Source organism: Mesobacillus zeae (assembly GCF_003570705.1).
GTDB classification, from domain to species: domain Bacteria; phylum Bacillota; class Bacilli; order Bacillales; family Cytobacillaceae; genus Mesobacillus_C; species Mesobacillus_C zeae.
In genome coordinates this window covers 1-19,436 of the sequence record NZ_QWVT01000039.1, presented here as the reverse complement: position 1 = coordinate 19,436, position 19,436 = coordinate 1, and the positions used below count along the sequence as shown (strand labels likewise).

The following is a 19,436-nucleotide window of genomic DNA, read 5'->3' as shown; positions in this document are numbered from 1 at the left end:
GATATCCCAGTAAATCAGTTGCAGGATAGCGGTTACATTCCCCTGAAGCAGTGCTCTTGCGATTCCCAATCTTTGTTTCATACCTAAAGAATATTTCCCTACAAGCTTTTTCGTTTCATTTTCCAGCCCTAACGATTTCCAATGCTTCCTCAATGGCATTTTTCTTCTGAATCCCAATTATTTTCGCATTAATCATAAGATTTTCCCTTGCTGTGAGGTTTCCATAAAACCCAGGTACCTCAACGATCGAGCCAATCCTTTTTAAGATTTCTTTTTAGTTATTAAATAAGTTTTCTTCGAAGATTTCAATCTTTCCATGGGTTGATTTGATCAAGCTCAGTAGCATCCTGAACGTCGTTGTTTTTCCTGCACCGTTTCGGCCCAAAAAACCGTAAATATCCCCCTGGTTGACCGTAATGTTAAGATTGTCTACTGATTTTTGATCACCATAAATCTTCGTGAGATTCGTGGTTTTAATGATTGCGCTCATATCGAAAAACCCGCTTTCTTGTATGCTTATGGTTCTAGTATAGAAACTCGATTTTAACTATTACGTACTTAATTATTTCTTAAATATTTCTTAAATCATCCTGAGGATTGAACTGAACATAAAAAATCTGGAAATAAAAAAATCCAAGCTGATATCGCTGGATTTTGAAGTGATTAGTCATATACATTCCCTTGACAGCACTTGCTAAATAGTTGAAAATTAAGAAAATATTGTTTATTAAGGAGGGCGCTTATGAGCTTTCTAAATTGGTATGACGTGCTTACCCCAACGACTCCCTATGCTGCAGCCTTTTTCGGAATTATTTTCACCATCATTATGGCAGCCACCGTGTGGTATAAACACAAAGAAACCAAAAACTCTTGGCATTGCTGTACTAGCTGGTCTAAGTTTTACATTCGTATGTGTCCTCGTTCTGGACGCCATTGGGTTTTATGGGTGAAGATACGTCATTAAAGCTAGAAAGGATTCCCTTTTCTAGCTTTCTATTTCTTTTGTTTTTCAATTAGATTCATCATGACAGTGCACATAAAATCAAACCGAAAAAAGTTCCGGTATGGTCGGGCTCAGTATTAAAGAACACTGGCGAAAAAAATTATTTATATCATGATTCTATTTTAAGAAACTCCTATTTCTTTTTATTATCCTCTGTTGTACCGATAACATCATTAATGGTACTTTCGATTTCGCTGACAAAACCATCGAGGTTCAGGTCTTTCATCATTTCTTTTACTTCAGGATCTTTTTCTACCTCCACTACCCCGAACCGGAATATTACTTTGATTTTAGCTTTGCTCATTCTGTCCCCATCCCTCTCGATATTTATTTTTACCTGCCTAATTTTAAAATAAGAGGAAATTCAGATCATTCACTTTACAGAATATCCTCTATTGACCTTTGATAAAAATCCGCGTTTTTCTAATTGGCATCTTTGAACAATCGACAAATTAATGTCTATGGAATTAGGCTATATCTTCATTTCTTAATATCAAAAACCAGCGTATCAAACAACTTTTCATTGGTGTACAGCAGTATTGCCCATTCTCCTGGCTTAGGAATTACTACATGAGAAACAGCATGTGAATCGGCTCCGTTTACCGATCCTCCACCAATCCCTCTTGTCCAACCTTCTGTGACAATCTGGTGGACTGTCTCCGTTTCTTTATGGTAACCAACTACTGTTAAGCTGGTGTCTTCTGGTTTTTCCACTCCCCAAAAATGCCACATCCATTTTTCAGTTCGTTCACTTTTCATTTCTTCCGGTGCGATGACACCTGACTTGTTTTTATTCCCGACGATGCCTCTTTCCCCAAATTCAACAGCTTTTCTCTCCCAATTAACCTTTTCAAATTCCTTTTCTTGTACAAACGTAGGAACATTGTCAGGCAGGATTAATTTCTCTTTTGCTGCTTTACTTGATGTGCATGCAGCCATCCCAAACAACATACTGAATACAATGATGAAGAATGAAACTTTTTTCACAAATCCCCCTCCTCCGTAATATTTCCATTTTATCACGTAGAGGTAAAAATTATTTGAAATTTCAGTAAAAGGTAAAAATCAAAACCCGCCGATTGTTTTCCATCAGCAGGTTTTGATTTATATCTTCATTCCTCTCCGTTATGGAAAGGATCATCTCGATCCAATTCCAGCTCTGCGGTTAATGGCAGGTGATCTGAGGCAAGGGATCGGATTACTTCAGTTTTTTCTATTTCGATATCGTCCGAAGTGAATATATAGTCGATTCGCTTTGTTGGATTGGTCGCAGGATAAGTATAGTCACCCGGCTGGCCGGCGAATACGTCGTAATACATTTCATTCAAAGGAACCATCTCAACGCTCTCAGGCAATGCATTTAGATCGCCCATAATGACCTTGGGACCTTCTGACTTCCCTGATATGTTCAGGATTTCCTGAATCTGAAGTGTCCGTTCTGCTGTAGTTAAAGCAAGATGAGTATTATAAAAGTGTAGTTGATTTCCTTTTACATTGATGGTTGCCTCAAGCAGGCCCCGCTGTTCCGTAGTGCCGATTTTTGCTAGGGAATGGTTGTCAGCATCCAGTATCGGGTATTTGCTCAAAACTGCTGTACCGTATTGGCGGCGCGGCTCACCTGAATTAGCTGGGTCGAGGTCAAGATTTGCTGCATACTCGTAAAACATTCCGAGGCGCATGGCGAGGAGCCTAGCCTGGTCCTGAAAGTCACTCCGGGTTGACCAGTGGTTATCCACTTCCTGCAGTCCGATAATATCTGCTCCTGAATCTGCTATTACCTTAGCGATTCGCTCAACATCTAGTGAGCCATCGATTCCTTCTGCATGATGAATGTTATAGGACATCACCTCAACATCAACAGGTTGACCACGTCCATTTACCACTTCATCTGCCATGGCGCTTGTTTGGGCCCCAGCAAAGGAAAGAATGCAGAATCCTACGGACAGGCTTAGTGTTTTTAAACTTCTCGCTCTGCTGCTTTTCATCTTAGATCCATCCCCTTTAAGTTACTATTTCTATTAAATAGTACGAGATGAATATATGATTCCCGTTTGATTAACGTAAAAAGCTGTTTAAGAAATGTTAAGACTCATGCTCTAAAATACCATCTACAACGTATGTCCCACCGCGATTTTTGACACCACTTCATTTGATAGTATGTACTCATCAACCTTCACATGAGCAAAGCTTCTGAGGTGTTCTTCTTTAATCACTTCAATGATAGTTTTAACCTTTGGCGCGTATTGCTCTACAGAAGCTGTAAGGAGCAGCGTTTTGCCGTCAACCAGCAACGGATCATCAATTTTATCATCTGCGAAGATGATGACTGACTTCGCTTTTTTTATATTGGCTGCCTCCATTGTCTCACTTGCAGCTGCATCTCCCGATACAAAATGGAACCGATCGTGAACCAGCGGTTGTTTTTCAAGCCGGTCGATGAGAACAATATGAGTTTTCCCGTCTTTTAAAAGTTCTTTTATCGCATATTCCGCTTTTTTGGACCAGCCAATAATGGTAATGTGGTTCTGTCCTTTGTATTTCAATCTGCCTTCCTCCTTCATCCTTCTGAAGTTGCCGAATGAATCTACCAGTTTCCCGATCACGACACCTAAGACACCAATACCTAATATGTACAAAACCATCGCAAAGCTTCTGCCCAGTACCGTTACTGGATAAAAATCTCCATACCCCACAGTTGCCATCGTTGTCATCACCCACCACAACGAGTCAAAAGCTGTTGGAAATGTTTCTGGTTCAATTTTCCGCATGATAAACATACTTAATGAAACGATAAGAACTGTACCAACAAGCAAATATACATTATTCAGCTTCGTTATTTTTGTAATCAACCTGCGGAATATATGCATTTCGTTCACTCCCTTCTGTTTTTCCGGAATACGAGATAAATTTGCTACGCGGAAGCCTATTATCAACCTGTATGGAACTAGGAGCTCCCCCACTTAAATTATTTTGCTTCATCATTCATATTACATATCATATCAGTATAAAGTTTCCACTAAAACGAAATTATCTTACTAATAGCCTAAAGATTTACCAAAGAGTCTGAGAATTGATCACAAAAAAGACTGAAGAAAAGAACACGCCCAAAATAACAGAAAAAAAGACCGAAAGAAAGATACCTCAGTCAGTCTCCTTTTATTTAAATATCCTGTTGATTTATAGAAACAACCTTTTGCGATTAACTTTCAACTCCCTATATTACAATTTATGGTAAAGTTAACGAAAAAGGAGAATAATTGCCAATGCTAAAAAGTTTGTTAATACTAATTGCTCCAACAGCCGTCACTATTATTGTCCTAATGTCAGCTTTAATAATATGGTCACAGACTATTCCGATTGATGACCCCTCAGAAGCGGATGGAATAGGTTTTTTGATTGTCTATGGATTTATTGCAGCCATTCCGATTTCTCTTTTTATCGGTTTGATTGTAAGTACTATTCTTATGGGATCAGCAAAGCGAAAAAAGTTGATTTGGATTCTTAAGGTTAAGTGAATTAATAATAGGTTCCCTTGACTAAATACTTTTTCGTTGCTAAAAAAGCATCTATGCATCAACGAATAAGATGGTTCTCAACACACGAGAACCATCCCTTATGAAAAAATCACCTCTTATTTTACCGGAATCCAAATCTCGGAGTAATAGTCGGACGCTGACACGTTACTTCCCGTATATAGTTCCAATTCGGGTGTTCCGGCGGGTTCATAGCCGCTGGACGGAAACCATTCAGTAAAAATTTGTTTCCACATTTTTGTCATTGCAGTTGGCATGGGACCGTGTACTTCAAAGATTGCCCATTTGGATGCGGGGATATCTAGCTTTAATAAATTTTCTGGCGTTTCCCCTTCATGTGCGGCCGCAATCCAATACTCCATGGTTTTAGATTGATCATTACTTTTATCCACGCATACACCAAGCAAACCCTTTACCTGTCCATTGTTAAAACGTACTAATAGGTCACTCGTCCCACCGCCGTTAACTTCTTCCCACATTTTTGGGATGCCCAACATATTCTCCTCGTTTACTAGTGAAAATTCCCGTTTTACTCCTACTACGTGAAAGCCTTCAAGCTCTACTACTTTATATTGCATTGGTTCCGCTCCCTTCAGACTCACCTGGATCACCAGGTGGTTATATGACTTCAGCTTTCCCGTATACTTTCGTGCTTCACTTGGCGAAATTCCGTGCTGTCTGCGGAAAGCTTTTGAGAAAGCCTCAGGAGTGTCGTACCCATACTTCATCGCAATCTCGATGATTTTGTCGTTAGTCCTGCTCAGTTCGTGTGCTGCCAGTGTCAACCGCCGACGTCTAAGATATTCACCGACCGGCATTTCCGTCAAAACCGTAAAGATACGCTGAAAATGGAAAGGAGATGAATTCGCAACAGCTGAGATATCGTCAATTGTGATATCCTCCAATAGATGGTCCTCCATGTAGTCAATTGCTCTCTGCATTGATTCTATCCACTTCATATACTCCACTCCCTTAATGCCATATTATCAAGGACCGATTCTGGAATCCTGTCAATCTCTGCTAAGTTTTGTCAGTATGTAATCCACCTATTTCCAGTATAATAGATCTATCTCGGTTTAACGAGACAGGATTCATGTCTATACATATTTTTCTGCTATGTATTTTTAGATACAAAAACAGGAATCTCTCTTTTCCTAGAAATTCCTGTTTCTTTTTTACGATGCTTTTTTCAAAAGGAGTTTACATACTTCCTCGTATCCTTTCTCCTGGTGCATTTCCATGAGCTGGGCGATGAAGCTTGTGACATATGCTGCTGCGAAGCTGTGACCTTGGAGGTTGAATTTTTGCATCGGTCCTTCAAGGTGGCGTGACAGCCCGCAGGCTTTGAAATTGATTTCTCCATCCTTGTTATAGTAGAGCTGGTCCGGGCTACCGTTTTCCACTGACGCTGAGGCAAAGACGGATGGATAGTGGCCGGGCCATAATAAGCCGCGATTTTCATCATGCGAAGATACGATGATGATACCGCGATTGGTGGCCTCATCGCAAATTTCCCGCAAACCTGTAAGGTCTTTTTTCACACCAAGGCTTTGATTGATGATATCCATTCGGTGTCCGATGTACCATTCGATCGCTGAAACCAACACTTCTGTATAAGTTGCCAGCTGACAGAGCTATTCCCTTTTCAACCGACATGCCGGTATAAAAAGTTAGGGATGCTTTTCAAATCCTACCAGAAATAATTGTAAATGATTCTCCGATGGACTATCATATATAAAAAAGATGAAAGTCATTAGGAAGTATTAAACAAAAGAAAGCAGGGTGATAAAGATGTTTGTTGAATTAAAGTATGACGAGTTTAGCATTGTAGAAACTCTTTTCAATAAAAATAGATATCAAATTCCCGCACTCGCAGTTTTAAATAGGAATTTTCCTGGAAAGGTATTTGTAGACAATAAGGAGAAACCAGAAATTGCTCTTGTTTGGGCTATTTCCAGATGGTCGTATATTTCCTTTAAAAAACTATTACCAAAACATAAAAGCTTTATGGAAAGTGTCTTTAATAGCAAGATTCTCCCTATACTACTGTCTACTGGTGAAAAGCACTTCGAAATATACACTGATCATAATATTGAATGGGACCGAATGTTAAATGAATCATTTAGCGAGTACAAACTTGATAAGCACTATGAAAACACATTTGTTTTGAACCAAGAAAAATTCAAGACACTTTCTTCTAATATAGAAATCCAAAAAGACATTGAAATTTGTGAGAATGCTTACCCTATTATTCCCAAAGATTACCGACGATTCGTTGAATCTAATCAATATGAGAAGAAAACCTTTGGTATAGCAATAAAGAAAAATGGTGAAATTGTATCTCAATGCGTAAACAATGGATTTGTTTATAAAAATAACTACTTCATTGATCTTGATACCTTTACTAATGAGGAAAGAAATAAAGGTTATGGGACGCTTGTTTCATATAGCTTAATCAGTAATCTACTAAGAAAAGGGTTATTGCCTTTATGGGAGACTACCAATAATAATTTACCATCTCAAAGAGTTGCGGCTAAATTAGGTTTTGAAAAAACAGAGGAATACCCGGTATATTCTATTACAAGCTATTAGAAAAGTACGAAATACACTAAAGTGCACTTCAATCCGCAATATCGTATTTCCCTTTAACCTTTTAACTAGATCTTCAATGAATCTAGAATTCACAGAGCAGATCATTCCAGCGTAATTCAACAAAGATGTGGGTGGCGATATATAGTGAAAAAAAAACATTATCCAGGTACCCAGTGAAGAGTACTTGGATAAATGTGCTTTATTAACTCATCAATATCTTATCTAACAATCCTGTCATAAATTCTTTTGCTGGTTCATTTGTTCCATGGACGAGGGTACAGCCGTCTTTGAAAAAGACGATTCGGTATGAATCGAGAGAACAGGAGAGCAGGTACGGGATTTCAAGAGAAAAAAAGCGGAATTTACTTGTTCTCCTGCTCAAACAAACAATATTTCCTTCGTTGCCCGATACTCTGTTGGCGCTAGCCCTGCGTATCTTTTAAAAATATTGCTAAAGTAATTAGGTGTATTAAAGCCGGTTTCGTCCGCAATTTGTTCGATGGTGAGGTCGGTATGCCGAAGTCGGTAAATGGCCCGCTGCAGGCGGACAAAGGTGACATATTCAACAAAGCTTCTGCCTGTCTCCTTTTTAAACAGTCTGCTGAAATAGGTCGGGCTAAAGTTAATATGCGCTGCCACTTCTGTGGCCGTTAATCCTTCTCCATAATACTTTGTAATGTACTCGATGCTTTTTTGAATTTGCGGATCTTTCGCTGTTTCCTCGAAATAACGAAGCTGGAGTCTTTGGTAAGGAGGCGTCCTTCTCGCGCTTCCCGCTTCTTTGTAAGAATGGTGAAGCATTTGCGGTTCACTGTAGATGGACCCCGCACCAATGTAAAGGTGAATCCCGTACTTTTCCTCCAGTTCCCCAATGACTTTGAGGATTGCAGTCTCCCCCTGTTTCCAGAACCGGGGAGAAACATAAACGGACGGCAGACGAAGCAGCATAAGCAGATGCTTCCGATAAGGGACAAAAAAAACTTGCCCCGCTTCATTCAATAGTTGTCGTTTCAATGCTTGCTGAATGAGCTGTGGTGCCTGCCAGCCATCCCGCTCCTCACGCTCCTCATCCTTTACGAAGCCTTGAATGAAAAAAACGGTATTTGGAATGGCATTGCCATCAGGAAACAGATTTGTTTCGGTAAATTCCCTCTCGGAGATTACTTCCCCACGGAGAACACTTCGCAAAAAAACTTCCTGCAACGGGACGAGGCTGTCCTCTGTCCCGGAAGCCACATTTTTCTCGTAAGCCAGCACCCGTTTTACATTCCGGACAAAGCAGTTTTTCTTTAGCGGCTTAACAAAAAGGTAGCTTGCATTCAACTGCATGGCAATCGGCGCGGTATGGAGCATTTCTTTGTCTATCACCGGGAATACCACAATATCTTTATTCTGTTTTCTCATCCGATGAATGATCATCCAGTCCAGCAGCCGGTTAATTTCAACAAAAAGAACCTGACGGTCATTGCCGCCTAAATCGGATACGATTTTGCAGGTAGCATGGAATTCATCTTCTATCCATTCTGAAAGCTTTTCTTTTTCTTCTTTATCTATGATTAGCTGAATGCTATACAAAGCTATCCCCCCAAAACATTCACCTAAGAGTTCCTAACTACTATTTTACCATATACTAAACTGAAAATAACAAATATTTGTATATTTCGGACAATTTACTGCAAGGTATCCTGTATTTTTATAAAGTAAAATTAATATCAACCATTGTTTCATGGTTAAACGCAAAAAAGGGGGAATAAAAAAATGGCAGGAGAGTATTCAGATTATGAATATGTAGAAGCCGGAAAGATTGACGTGAAGGATTTGCCGCCACTGGATTCTGAAACGGAAAAGATCATGAAAGGCGAGTTTAGCACAGGTTTTAAACTCAGCATACTGTATTATTTATTCATTTTTACCATTCCTGTACTAAATTGGTTCGCACCTGAGTTTATGTTTTCAAGTATGTTCGGAGGCATGACCTACGCCTGGTTCTTAACAGGCATAGTTGCCATGGCAATAGCATTTATTATCGCATACATCCATACAAACCGTTATGAGAAGCGTCTGGCAAAATATGAAACGGGTCATACCATTAAACCGGACGGTTCGGTAGACGGAAGGAGTGCTGGATGATGCAAACATTACTTGAACCGAAAATGTTAATGACCATCTTCCTGATGGGCACAATTGTGTATATTACGTATTTAACAAAAAGAAGTGCAACAGCATCCGATTACTTTGTCGGCGGACGAAGCTTCGGATGGTTCACAAACGGTTCGGCTATTGGCGGAGATTATCTTAGTGCCGCCACCTTCCTCGGGATTGCTGGCCTAACCTTCCAGCTTGGATATGACGGTGCGTATTATGCTTTCTGCTTTTCGATTGGACTGACGCTGCTGGCCATCTTCGTCGCCGGACCGCTTCGTCGCTTTGGAGCATTCACGGTTGCAGACTTTCTGGCCTATCGCTTCCATAGTAAAAGAGCAAGGATTGTGGCGGTCATTGTCGTCCTCGCCATTTCCGGTTTTTATGCCGCTCCCCAGCTTTTAGGCGCTGCGCAGATTTTAAGCATGTTTTTTGGAACGAGCTATGAGTTTGGAATCATTTTTACCTGTACCGTCATGATTTTCTATGTGGGGATTGGCGGAATGAAAGGCACTACTATTAACCAAGCACTTGAGCTGTGGATCCGTCTCGGTGCTTTTATCTTAATGGTTGTAGCAGCAGTTTATGGGGGCCTTCACTATCATAAAATCCTTGCGGCCATTAACGAGTTTTCCGGAACGATTGCGAATACTGCCCAATTTGCTCCCGACGGAAAGGATGTACCGTTCGACGGAAATTCCTGGACAGGAACAGGCAACTACTTCCCATCCTTCTGGCAGACTATATCCATGACAATCGGATTGTCCCTTGGAACCATCGGGCTTCCACACATTCTGTTAAGGTTTTACACAAATCCGAGTGCCAAAGCGGCGAGAAAATCGGCTTTAATGGCGATTGCGATTGCCAGCGTGTTCTTCTTATTCGCTGTATACCTTGGCGCTGTGGGCAGATCTATTTTCCTTGCAGGATCAGCTGATCCGCAGGTAGTGAAGGATCTTGTTGCTGGCGGAAATAACATGGTAGTACCGTCAACTGCCCAGGCGCTTGGCGGCGAATGGCTGCTGGGACTTGTCATCGCAGGTGCCTTTGCGGCTATTTTCTCCAATCTTTCAGGGTTGTTCATTGCAAGTTCAGGGGCGCTTGCCCATGATTTATATGCGTCATTTTTCAAGAAGAATATCACCCAGAAGCAACGGGTCATTGCCGGTAAGATTTCTATTCTGATTCTCGGCATCCTTTACGGAGTTTTGGGACTGATGGTAAAAGAAGCGTCGATTGGGCATCTCGTTGCGCTCGCCTTTACGGTTGCTGCGAGTACTTTTACCCCGATTTTCATCCTGGGTATCTGGTGGAGAGGGATGACGGAAAAAGGCGCAATTGCCGGTCTGGTCTTAGGGCTGCTTGCATCCATGTACATGATTTTCCTGCCAACCACCCTTCCGGAATTCCTGCAGTTCCGGGTTCCTGGCCTGATTACCGTTCCAATCGGCTTCCTGTCAGTCTATATCGTTTCAAAGCTTGACCGGAAAGTACCTGCGGACGTCAATGAATTTATGAAGCGGGTGCACTCCAAAGAATCCGAAGTGGCTTAACGAGCAAATTTTGGTAAAGATCGTCATTACTAAACTTGGTAACGGCGATTTTTTTGTCTTGGCAGTTTTCTGCAGGTTATACTACACTTTTGCCGTCATTAACTTTTCCTACCTTTCAAGCGTATCTAAAACTTGAAAACTTAATGATAGATTATCGTTTATTTACAAAAGTTCAACAGCCCGTTAAATTTGCTTTGCTAATCTATTAAAGATTAAACAATTATGGAGGCGAGGCATTTTGGACAATAAAGAAGTTTCCCCATCAATTAATAGGCGTAAATTTATTAAAATCGGCGGTATGAGTACACTGGCATTAACGTTGGGATCAGCCGGACTCCCGGTTGATTTTCTAAGCAAGGAGGCGCATGCATTTGAAAACATGGATATGAAGCTTCAATTTAAGAAAGACGGAAAGTTTAAGATTGTCCAGTTCAATGACACACAGGATGACGAGAATATTGACAGACGGACAGTCCAATTGATGGAAAAAGTACTGGATACTGAAAAGCCGGACTTTGTTGTCCTGAACGGCGATAATATTACCGGCGGCTGCGATACGCCAAATGAAATGAAGCAAGCAATTAATAATGTGGCTCAGCCTATGGAGAAAAGGAGCATCAAGTGGGCGATTACATACGGAAACCATGATGAGGATTCCACTCCGAAAAGCGGACTTAATGAAGAGGACATGCTTAAGCTTTATATGTCGTACAAGTATAATATGAACCAGCCAAGCTCAAAGGGTGTAACGGGAACGGGCAATATGAATCTATTGATTAGAAACTCAAAAGGCAACGATGCAGCTTTCAACCTATGGCTCATGGACGGCGGACGATATGCACCGCAAACGATTGGCGGACAAGATTTCAAGGGTTATCCTACGTGGGACTGGCTGCGCTTCAATCAGGTGAACTGGTACGCCGAAACTTCAAAGAAGATTGAAAAACAATTCGGCAGGAAAATTCCTTCACTCATGTATGTCCATATTCCCCTTTGGGAGCATCGCTACATGTGGTTTGGAAGCGTTGACGGCCGGACTGCTGCCCACCATGAAAACGCAGTGAAGAAGCATGGAATCACTGGCGAAAGAAACGAAGATGAATGTCTTGGACCGGTGAATAGCGGCATGTTCTCTGCCATACTGGACAGGGGCGATGTAAAGGGAGTCTTTTGCGGACATGACCATGTAAATACGTATTCGGGCAACTATTACGGTGTACTGCTGGGATACGCAGGGAGTACCGGATTCGGCGCGTACGGCCTCCCGGGTGCCGACCGCAACAGACTGCGGGGAGCCCGAGTATTTAACCTTGATGAGAATACAGAAAACGTCCTTGTTGAGACCCATATGGTGTTCGCCAAGGATTACGGCATCGACTTGACTGCCAATGACCAAAGCACGGCCCCTGCCCCAATTGATGCAACCAAGAAGCATGAGAAGATCGTGCGCTAACTAAACACAAAAAGCCCCTCCAAAGCTGGAATCAAGAGGGGCTTTTATAGTTCTATTATTTTAACTTGTACCATTGTCCTGATTGAGAAGGCTGAAAAGTGATGATGCAATCATTGCCAAACTGCTTCTTCACTTCTTCAAAAAGCTGCAATCCCCTTTTATTGTAATTCTCCTCTAGTTCAAGACCATTTTTTTTAATGTTTCTCTTTCCATATCCATCCATTGGCCGTATGCAGAACTCCAAGAATCCAGTTCCTCGTGAAGCTCCCTCGAAAAAGGGAAATCTTCCAAGTCAAGATTTTCCCCGCAATCCCTGCACCAAAAAGGATCGGCGCAAAAGTCCCCTTCCATTTTGAACGATGTGTGTTCACACCGGTTAAATGGTTTTTTCAAAAATCTCCCCCTCTCGGATGATGGATTACTTCTCGTAAATATATCTTTAATGTTACTTCATTTTATCTTAAAACAAAAAAGGAGGTGTTGTGGAAAGTGCAATGGGTATTAATACTGGTAGCTACTGGGGTATTTGCAATCGTTCTTTCCTTCGTTGTAGCAGAACAAGGTTTTTTACTACAGGGACTAAATTTTACATTTTTTCCTTTGAAAGAAAATTGGGTAATGGTGGAGGTACAAACTCAGGAAGAAAAAATCAAGCGTGAACTAGAGCCTATATAAAGAGACTGTTCTCCCTCCGAGAAACTAAATGACCAGAATGTAAGAGTACTTCATTCAGATCTAGACAGGATTGCTCCGAATTCAAACAGAAAATACGAATCCACCAGCACTTATTTAGAAAATAATTACTGTTAAAGTAGATAGAAAGAACATATCCCATAACAGGAGAAATGTTGCTTTACAACGCACAATTCTTCCTTAGCATCTATGGAACCGGTTATAGGCTGTCCTCTGAAAGACCTCTTTCAGCGATTTTGTCTTTATCCTGTTGAAGGGAAACCCTCACTGGATTATTATTATTAAAATACGTATTCCCGGTTAGCAACTGTTCCCATCGATGACGCATTATATCGTACTGATCTTCTTCCGCTTCCTACACCTGGACATGAATTTCCCCTGCTGGACTGCAGTTTGAATCAAAAATCCTGATAGTTGTTGCACCCGGTGATTGCCCAACTAAAACGCCATTTTTATAGTAAGCAATATCGTCATTATATCCGACATTGTTGTGAAATCATCGAGTAATGTCCGGTTGAACAGCAAGTGGATTTCACCTTTTTTTACTTGCTAGTCTTTTTCATAACCTGGAAGGACAGATATCTGGTTTTCGTTAGGTTGTACTGTAGCAGTCATGCTTGCGCTCACTTTTCTGTCGGGAGAATTGACCGTGATTACTGCCGTCCCTGGCTTCGTCTCCTGAACGATACCTTTGTCTACCGAAACTGCCTGTTCATTGTTGGATTCCCAGACTAAATCATTTCTGTTGAATCGGTAGGAACAATGTCAAATTCTAGCTGCCTAGTTTCTCCCACCATTAATTCCATTTGATTCTTGTGGAATTTGACACTTTCAACAGATTCAATTTTCTTTAATGACAAATTGGACACCTGTCCAGAAGCCATTTGTCCATTCGGTATTGTCCATGGCAGCATAGAGATTGTTTCTGGTTGCGGGTACTGGGAACTCCTCTCCAAGAATCTCCGTGTTTCTATCGATTTTGTTTATCGCCTCATCAAGCGCTGTTTTCACCTCTTCCTTTGTGAGTCTATCAATTTTGCTGAATAGATGTAACTATTGAAGCTGTTCCGTTTTAATCAATGTCTCAGGTCCTTTCTTATTTTTTATTTCTCGTGATGCCTAAAGAATAATATTCATAATGAATGAAGGTTTCAACATACTCAAAAGGTGTTTTCTCCGGATAGTACGTGATTCTCTTAATATGATAAACCGGTAGGTCCTTTTCGAGACCGAAATGTTGTTTCACTATACCCGGAGGAGGATATGCAATCGAAATCCGTTCCTTCATTGACTCATTCAGAGTATCAATTTTCAGAAGCGATTTAACTGTATTTGAAATGGAATTAAACTGTTTGTGATTGTCCAGGTCAATATCCTTTAGATTTTTTTTTGCAATATACGTATTTTGGATATTCCACGGTTCTTTGTTTATATACCGTACACGAACAAAGTGGATGATTTTATCAGCTTTGTCAATCCCTAGCTTTTCCGCTACCTCCTCACTGGTTATTTCAGTGATGGATTTGACCTGGATGCTCTCTTCCAGCCTGTTTTCCCCTTTGGGATGATGTGTATTTTCATCCAGGATGACTTCCTTATTCATCATTGACCTTCTGACGAACGTTCCGGTTCCTTGCCGTCTTGTCAGATATCCTTCGTTCACCAATTCCTGAATTGCTTTTACAACTGTTGTGCTGCTAACTCCATATTGTTTCTTTAATTCATTTTCTGAGTAAATCTTCTCTCCAGGTACAAAGACGCCATTAATGATTTTATCCTTAATATCATTCTTAATTTCCAGGTACTTTGGAATTTCCATGCTACTCCTCCTTTCTCGCCTCCCTTATTAATCGGTTAACCGGTCAACTCGGTGAAGCTTTACTCTACCATCCTGTACAATAGTTCGCAACCACTTTCTGTTAATAATTACGTCCTTTTATTGAACTTCTTTTACAGGTTGTTTTAATAACTACTCGCCTTCAGGAGGATAGCATGGAAATCAATTTTTGTTATTGTATTTTCTCTTCATTAAGTTGAATAAAAGTTTCTATTTCAATTTCGGACAACAATTTCTCCACATATTGTAAGCTTATTTTTCCTGTTTCTTTCTCTGCAGCATTCGACGCTCCCATTGCAAATGCATATTTTATCATTTGGGAATAGGTATACCCTCTGCCCATTCCAGCCGCAAAACCGGCAATGACAGAATCACCTAAGCCAACTGGATTAAGAGCTTTCCGGTTTAACCTTGGCGAAATCGATACTTTTTGTATCTTCTACTTTTTCGTCGGATGTCAGGATTTCAAGAAAAAATGGGAGTCCTTCTCCCAAACATTCACTGCCTACCCGTTCGATGAATGCTTTCTTTTGGTCATTAATTTCAACTGACTGATCGACACCGTAGTATAAAAGCACTTTAATGCCATCTGCGCTTTTTTCTTTTGTAGCTTTAAAATAAAATTTTATTAATAATATCGTGTTAACCCGTATTCTACGGTAAATAAAAAGAATCCAGCAGATTTATGTTTCGGTTTTATAAAAAAGTTTAATCATTTTCTACTTGTGTTACTCCACAATCGCGCCCGATTGTGGAAGATCGATAGGGTATGTCGACGAAATTGATCTTCAACTCTTGTATCCTTTAGTTGAAGAAAGCTTATCATCCTCTTTAATGTTTCAAATTAATACCCCTTATCCTTAATTCTCTTTTTCTTCAATATTGACATTTTATAAATAGTTCTTCTTCGTATGCTGTATTAGATACAACTATAAAATTTCCTCTTTTATACAAATTGTGACAAATTCCACACCGTAACATTTAGTAATATAATAGTAATAAACTTTATAGTAAGGTAAACTAATTAAAAGTCTTTGGTGAAATTCCACAAGTTTAAAGTTGGAGAACGTTGATATCTGGGTTACCAGGTAGCGGAGGGAATATTTATGAATACGGTAAATGAAACAGTTGAAGAAATTAATACAAAACGGAGTAACCGATTCAAACGGCGTGCAAACCGTAATTTTATTGTAATTGGAATTATCATTATTATTGCACTCCTATTTGCGGGAATTAGCTATTATCAGGCAACCAGGTTCAATTCGCAAATTACGATTAATGATACAAAAGTCGGTGGACTGACTGCTAATCAGGTAATAAATAAATTAAAAACAGCTGAATTAAAAAACAGAGTCTATGTCGGAAACCAACAAATTTTAGATGAAAAAGATACGCAGATGGTATTTACGGATAAAGATCTGCCTGAGGTTAAGAAATTATTGAAAAGCCAGTGGACATTTTTTCCATCCTCAAAGGGAAAAAATTATTCATTGATACCCAAAGAGGCGGATCAGTTTCGCAGTCAAACGATGAAAAAGCAAGTAGAAGAAAAGCTCCTATCCATGAATAAGAGCTTAAAAGCACCCCAAGATGCGGAGGCGAAATTGGAACAGGGTAAAATTGTCATCTCCAATAGTATTAATGGTGAACAGTATGATGTCACCAGTCTATTGAAGGATTACGATAAACAGGATTATAAAAGTGACATCCATCTGAACCCTGTATATTTACAACCGATTAAAGAAGACAATCCAATTGTAAAAAATGAAGAGAAAACACTACAGGATTTTCTTCAACAAACAGTAGATTATACAATACAGGACAAAGTGCATACTTTAAAAGCCAGTGAATTAATTAAAAATGCCTCTGTGTCAAAAGATTTGAAGGTTACAATCACAGCGAATGACATTAAGAACAAGATAGATGAAATTAATCGTTCCCAATCAACATTAAATAAGAATTTTACATTTAAGAGCCATTCAGGCTCGGTCATTTCGGTAAAAGGTCAAGGCTATGGCTGGGCAATAAATACTGATAAAGAATCATCGAGAATTCAGGAAGCTTTTGAAAAAGGAGAGAAATCAATTTCTGCTTCTAATATTTACGGAAAGGGCTGGAACAATGAAGGCATCGGTTACGAAAATACCACGAATAATGGCATCGGTGACACGTATGCTGAAGTGTCCATTGCACAACAGCGAATATGGATTTATAAAAATGGACAATTAGTAGTCACAACTAATGTGGTTACAGGCAAACACAGTACCATGGAAGATACACATCCCGGTGTTTGGTATATTCTTTATAAACAATCACCACATACTCTTAGGGGCAGTGCAGTAGGTAATCCTAATTATTCCGTTAAAGTATCTTATTGGGCTCCCTTTACGAATGATGGACAAGGATTCCACGATGCCAGCTGGCGGAAGGACTGGGCAAGTAATGCCTATCTTACGGCTGGATCAGCCGGCTGTGTCAACACGCCCCCTAGTATTATGAAAACCGTGTATGATAATCTTAGTAAATACGATCCTGTTATTATTTATTAAGAAGGATGTTTCTCACACTTCCTGCCAAGAAAATCAAAAAGCCTAATTTCTCGCTTTTAACACCGAGAAATTAGGCTTTAGTTAATTCATAATAGCTCCCGATTGTGGAAGATTACTATAGCTTCTATTAGCTGGTTAGCTCAATAAGCTTATTAAGTTAAATAGCTAGATTTTCTTCTGAATTCTTTGTCAATAACCTGAGAACCCATTCATTAAATGAGTGCTATTTTTAAATTCATAAGTAAATTCCTTCTTAATTAATCCTACACGGATAGCTTCACATTCTGATTTCTTATTCCAAACCCTAAAGCAATTGCAGCGCCAATACAGCTAGATAGGCAACCAACAAACAAATACACTGATGGATCTGACTCACCGATTAAAACAGAGGCCACTCCACCAATAGCTGGGAAAAGAGCGACCATATAGCCGCTTTGGGCTCCTCCAATTTTTTCTACAAGCTTCAAATAAAATAACCATGCCGCAAATGAAGCAACCAGAGTTAAATATAGCAACGCAGATAAGTATGAAACAGATGTTGGAATTATAAATTCTTGTCCTTGGAACAATACAATTGCCCCCATCAATATACTGCCCACTGTAAATCCAATTGCATTTGCATAAATTGGATCAACTTTTCGATTTGCATTTCTTGCCGAGCTGGCGTCACCAACTGATGTCAGAAGTGTACCTAGGAAAGCGATCATAATTCCTTTTATGTCATTGAACCCTTGAAAATTTTCCATAGTCGGATAGATAAGAATACATACGCCCGATACACCTAGAGTCCCCCCAATTAAAACCCGTGAATGTAATTTTTCTTTTAAAAAAATTCGGAGAGCTATCGGGGTCAAAATCACTTTTAACGAAAAAACCAGTGTTACGATTGCTGCAGAACTCAAAATTGTGGCGTAATATAGGCACAAGTAGCTTAATGCAAAGTTACATATACCAAACACCATTACAAATGGGATATCTTTTCTTGTCGGTCTCCCCTTTGGGCGAAGGAACCAAACAAGAACCAAAAATAAAAAGGCTGTTATTACTAAACGATAAGTTAAGGATAATTCCAAGCTTACTGGTGTTCCTTGAATTTTTACCGCAATAAAATTAAGTCCCCATACAATCAAGCAAAATATGTACATAAATTTTGTCATTAATTTTACCTCTTCCTACTGTTCATCCCTCTGTTTAAGGTGCTACAAATAATTGTAGCAAAACTCACTAGTTTTGTTCGTAATTATTCAAAAAATCCATATGGATTAATATAAAAGTATTCACATATTCAACTAATCTTCCATTTAGTTCTATGATCCTTGTTCAATAATCTAACAAAAAAAATAAAAAGGCACTCCCTCCTGCAGGAAAGCGCCCTATAATGGAGGACTAACATAATTGTTTAAACCAGCCAGTTTCTTTTGGGAAGTCTTTTCTAGTTAGTCTTTTCCCGCTAATGAATTGCCTGTATGATGTGATCGTTCCATCGTGTGACACCACATATATCCGTTCAACACTTTGGCTTCTGCACCATTCAAGAAAACTTTCTGCCAATACATTAAACTCTTGTTCAGGCATAGTATTTATTCCAGAAGACCAAAGCTCTTCTGGCAACCCTTCATCAATAGTGAATGTAGGATAGGCTCCTTTAATCACTTTCTTGTTTAAAATCCTATCACAAGGAAGTGTTTTCCATTTTGGGTTTTGTGGAAACATTCTTGGTGATACTAGAGGGCTAACTATTTTTTTGCAATTAATGTCATTGCTCCAAATGTAAGCAGTCTGTAAAGTCCGTCTAATAGGACTTACGATCACTATATCACTTTCAGCTAAGGTAAATTGAGTTTGTAGTGATTTTGCTTGAGAAACACCATCTTTAGTCAAACCAGGGTCCATAAGTTGTAAACTTGCTGGTAAATCCAAGGTGTGTTCGCCTTGCCCATGTCTAATAAATATTAGCTCCACAGCGTCTCCTCCTTTCAACAGCCCTTTAACGTCATTAAGGACAAGAAAATGGACTGCTAAAACAGTCCATTAATGTTCAATTCTTGCGCCCTATCGTATTATAAGGTCATCCAGAATAT

Annotated in this window: 21 protein-coding genes and 1 pseudogene; 7 read left to right on the top strand and 15 right to left on the bottom strand. The window is 39.8% G+C overall.

Annotation, left to right across the window (positions count from 1 at the left end; genetic code table 11):
- Positions 1-45: 45 nt before the first annotated feature.
- The 5 genes and pseudogenes from D1970_RS19330 to D1970_RS19310 form a co-directional block, all read right to left on the bottom strand.
- Positions 46-490: pseudogene (locus tag D1970_RS19330) on the bottom strand (ATP-binding cassette domain-containing protein); the annotation flags it as partial.
- A 646-nt stretch (positions 491-1,136) separates the two neighbouring features.
- Complete coding sequence (locus D1970_RS22535) at positions 1,137-1,307, bottom strand: hypothetical protein (RefSeq protein WP_181213485.1); 171 nt, start codon at positions 1,305-1,307, stop codon at positions 1,137-1,139.
- Between the two features lie 176 nt (positions 1,308-1,483).
- Complete coding sequence (locus D1970_RS19320; RefSeq protein WP_259339720.1) at positions 1,484-1,990, bottom strand: DUF4871 domain-containing protein; 507 nt, start codon at positions 1,988-1,990, stop codon at positions 1,484-1,486.
- A gap of 125 nt (positions 1,991-2,115) precedes the next feature.
- Positions 2,116-2,988 carry an endonuclease/exonuclease/phosphatase family protein gene (locus D1970_RS19315; RefSeq protein WP_119114495.1) on the bottom strand — a complete coding sequence of 291 codons (873 nt, stop codon included), beginning with the start codon at positions 2,986-2,988 and terminating at the stop codon, positions 2,116-2,118.
- A gap of 123 nt (positions 2,989-3,111) precedes the next feature.
- On the bottom strand, positions 3,112-3,963 hold the full coding sequence (locus D1970_RS19310; RefSeq protein WP_119114494.1) for an ion channel: 852 nt from the start codon (positions 3,961-3,963) through the stop codon (positions 3,112-3,114).
- Positions 3,964-4,266: 303 nt separating this feature from the next.
- Here D1970_RS19310 and D1970_RS19305 point away from each other — a divergent pair, with 303 nt between their 5' ends.
- Entirely contained in the window at positions 4,267-4,518 is a 252-nt protein-coding gene (locus tag D1970_RS19305; protein ID WP_119114493.1) for a hypothetical protein, read from the top strand.
- A gap of 116 nt (positions 4,519-4,634) precedes the next feature.
- On the opposite strand, the gene D1970_RS19300 is transcribed toward D1970_RS19305, so the two are convergent.
- A complete protein-coding gene (locus tag D1970_RS19300; protein WP_119114492.1) occupies positions 4,635-5,495 on the bottom strand; it encodes an AraC family transcriptional regulator in 861 nt (286 codons plus the stop codon).
- Between the two features lie 216 nt (positions 5,496-5,711).
- Positions 5,712-6,143, bottom strand: coding sequence for a S8 family serine peptidase (locus D1970_RS19295; RefSeq protein WP_259339719.1), 432 nt, complete (start codon positions 6,141-6,143; stop codon positions 5,712-5,714).
- A gap of 184 nt (positions 6,144-6,327) precedes the next feature.
- Between D1970_RS19295 and D1970_RS19290 the strand changes: the two genes are divergently transcribed.
- The gene (locus D1970_RS19290) at positions 6,328-7,128 is read left to right on the top strand and encodes a GNAT family N-acetyltransferase (RefSeq protein WP_119114490.1); all 801 of its coding nucleotides are present in this window, start codon (positions 6,328-6,330) and stop codon (positions 7,126-7,128) included.
- Positions 7,129-7,506: 378 nt separating this feature from the next.
- Here the strand turns inward: D1970_RS19290 and D1970_RS19280 are convergent, their stop codons facing one another.
- The gene (locus D1970_RS19280; RefSeq protein ID WP_119114488.1) at positions 7,507-8,703 is read right to left on the bottom strand and encodes a helix-turn-helix domain-containing protein; all 1,197 of its coding nucleotides are present in this window, start codon (positions 8,701-8,703) and stop codon (positions 7,507-7,509) included.
- Between the two features lie 183 nt (positions 8,704-8,886).
- Between D1970_RS19280 and D1970_RS19275 the strand changes: the two genes are divergently transcribed.
- The 3 genes from D1970_RS19275 (at position 8,887) to D1970_RS19265 (ending at position 12,276) form a co-directional block, all read left to right on the top strand.
- On the top strand, positions 8,887-9,258 hold the full coding sequence (locus D1970_RS19275) for a DUF485 domain-containing protein (protein ID WP_119114487.1): 372 nt from the start codon (positions 8,887-8,889) through the stop codon (positions 9,256-9,258).
- Positions 9,255-10,823 (top strand): sodium/solute symporter, encoded by a 1,569-nt coding sequence (locus tag D1970_RS19270; RefSeq protein WP_119114486.1) that lies wholly within the window; start codon positions 9,255-9,257, stop codon positions 10,821-10,823. The genes D1970_RS19275 and D1970_RS19270 overlap by 4 nt, the downstream gene beginning before the upstream one ends.
- Positions 10,824-11,061: 238 nt before the next feature.
- On the top strand, positions 11,062-12,276 hold the full coding sequence (locus D1970_RS19265) for a metallophosphoesterase family protein (RefSeq protein ID WP_246370338.1): 1,215 nt from the start codon (positions 11,062-11,064) through the stop codon (positions 12,274-12,276).
- A 174-nt stretch (positions 12,277-12,450) separates the two neighbouring features.
- Here the strand turns inward: D1970_RS19265 and D1970_RS23145 are convergent, their stop codons facing one another.
- The gene (locus tag D1970_RS23145; protein ID WP_246370337.1) at positions 12,451-12,669 is read right to left on the bottom strand and encodes an immunity protein CdiI family protein; all 219 of its coding nucleotides are present in this window, start codon (positions 12,667-12,669) and stop codon (positions 12,451-12,453) included.
- An 87-nt stretch (positions 12,670-12,756) separates the two neighbouring features.
- On the opposite strand from D1970_RS23145, the gene D1970_RS19255 reads away from it, so the two are divergent.
- Complete coding sequence (locus D1970_RS19255; protein ID WP_142921038.1) at positions 12,757-12,951, top strand: hypothetical protein; 195 nt, start codon at positions 12,757-12,759, stop codon at positions 12,949-12,951.
- 858 nt (positions 12,952-13,809) lie between these two features.
- On the opposite strand, the gene D1970_RS22530 is transcribed toward D1970_RS19255, so the two are convergent.
- The 4 genes from D1970_RS22530 to D1970_RS19240 form a co-directional block, all read right to left on the bottom strand.
- Positions 13,810-13,980 carry a hypothetical protein gene (locus tag D1970_RS22530; protein WP_181213484.1) on the bottom strand — a complete coding sequence of 57 codons (171 nt, stop codon included), beginning with the start codon at positions 13,978-13,980 and terminating at the stop codon, positions 13,810-13,812.
- 85 nt (positions 13,981-14,065) lie between these two features.
- Positions 14,066-14,788: a GntR family transcriptional regulator gene (locus D1970_RS19250; protein ID WP_119114484.1), complete on the bottom strand. Its 723-nt coding sequence runs from the start codon at positions 14,786-14,788 to the stop codon at positions 14,066-14,068.
- Between the two features lie 190 nt (positions 14,789-14,978).
- Positions 14,979-15,170: a hypothetical protein gene (locus D1970_RS23485; RefSeq protein WP_374978568.1), complete on the bottom strand. Its 192-nt coding sequence runs from the start codon at positions 15,168-15,170 to the stop codon at positions 14,979-14,981.
- A 25-nt stretch (positions 15,171-15,195) separates the two neighbouring features.
- Positions 15,196-15,435, bottom strand: coding sequence for a beta/alpha barrel domain-containing protein (locus D1970_RS19240; protein ID WP_445641290.1), 240 nt, complete (start codon positions 15,433-15,435; stop codon positions 15,196-15,198).
- 477 nt (positions 15,436-15,912) lie between these two features.
- On the opposite strand from D1970_RS19240, the gene D1970_RS19235 reads away from it, so the two are divergent.
- A complete protein-coding gene (locus tag D1970_RS19235; protein WP_119114481.1) occupies positions 15,913-17,355 on the top strand; it encodes a L,D-transpeptidase family protein in 1,443 nt (480 codons plus the stop codon).
- Positions 17,356-17,618: 263 nt separating this feature from the next.
- Here D1970_RS19235 and D1970_RS19230 read toward each other — a convergent pair whose 3' ends face one another.
- A complete protein-coding gene (locus D1970_RS19230) occupies positions 17,619-18,512 on the bottom strand; it encodes a DMT family transporter (RefSeq protein ID WP_119114480.1) in 894 nt (297 codons plus the stop codon).
- A gap of 229 nt (positions 18,513-18,741) precedes the next feature.
- Positions 18,742-19,317, bottom strand: a complete 576-nt coding sequence (locus D1970_RS19225; protein WP_119114479.1) for a histidine phosphatase family protein — start codon at positions 19,315-19,317, stop codon at positions 18,742-18,744.
- Positions 19,318-19,436: the final 119 nt, after the last annotated feature.

What these genes read in the sequence shown, in the direction of transcription:
- D1970_RS22535 (WP_181213485.1), bottom strand. Translation starts at nt 1,307, where the DNA reads ATGAGCAAAGCTAAAATCAAAGTAATATTCCGGTTCGGGGTAGTGGAG.
- D1970_RS19315 (WP_119114495.1), bottom strand. Translation starts at nt 2,988, where the DNA reads ATGAAAAGCAGCAGAGCGAGAAGTTTAAAAACACTAAGCCTGTCCGTA.
- D1970_RS19305 (WP_119114493.1), top strand. Translation starts at nt 4,267, where the DNA reads ATGCTAAAAAGTTTGTTAATACTAATTGCTCCAACAGCCGTCACTATT.
- D1970_RS19300 (WP_119114492.1), bottom strand. Translation starts at nt 5,495, where the DNA reads ATGAAGTGGATAGAATCAATGCAGAGAGCAATTGACTACATGGAGGAC.
- D1970_RS19290 (WP_119114490.1), top strand. Translation starts at nt 6,328, where the DNA reads ATGTTTGTTGAATTAAAGTATGACGAGTTTAGCATTGTAGAAACTCTT.
- D1970_RS19275 (WP_119114487.1), top strand. Translation starts at nt 8,887, where the DNA reads ATGGCAGGAGAGTATTCAGATTATGAATATGTAGAAGCCGGAAAGATT.
- D1970_RS19270 (WP_119114486.1), top strand. Translation starts at nt 9,255, where the DNA reads ATGATGCAAACATTACTTGAACCGAAAATGTTAATGACCATCTTCCTG.
- D1970_RS19250 (WP_119114484.1), bottom strand. Translation starts at nt 14,788, where the DNA reads ATGGAAATTCCAAAGTACCTGGAAATTAAGAATGATATTAAGGATAAA.
- D1970_RS19235 (WP_119114481.1), top strand. Translation starts at nt 15,913, where the DNA reads ATGAATACGGTAAATGAAACAGTTGAAGAAATTAATACAAAACGGAGT.
- D1970_RS19230 (WP_119114480.1), bottom strand. Translation starts at nt 18,512, where the DNA reads ATGACAAAATTTATGTACATATTTTGCTTGATTGTATGGGGACTTAAT.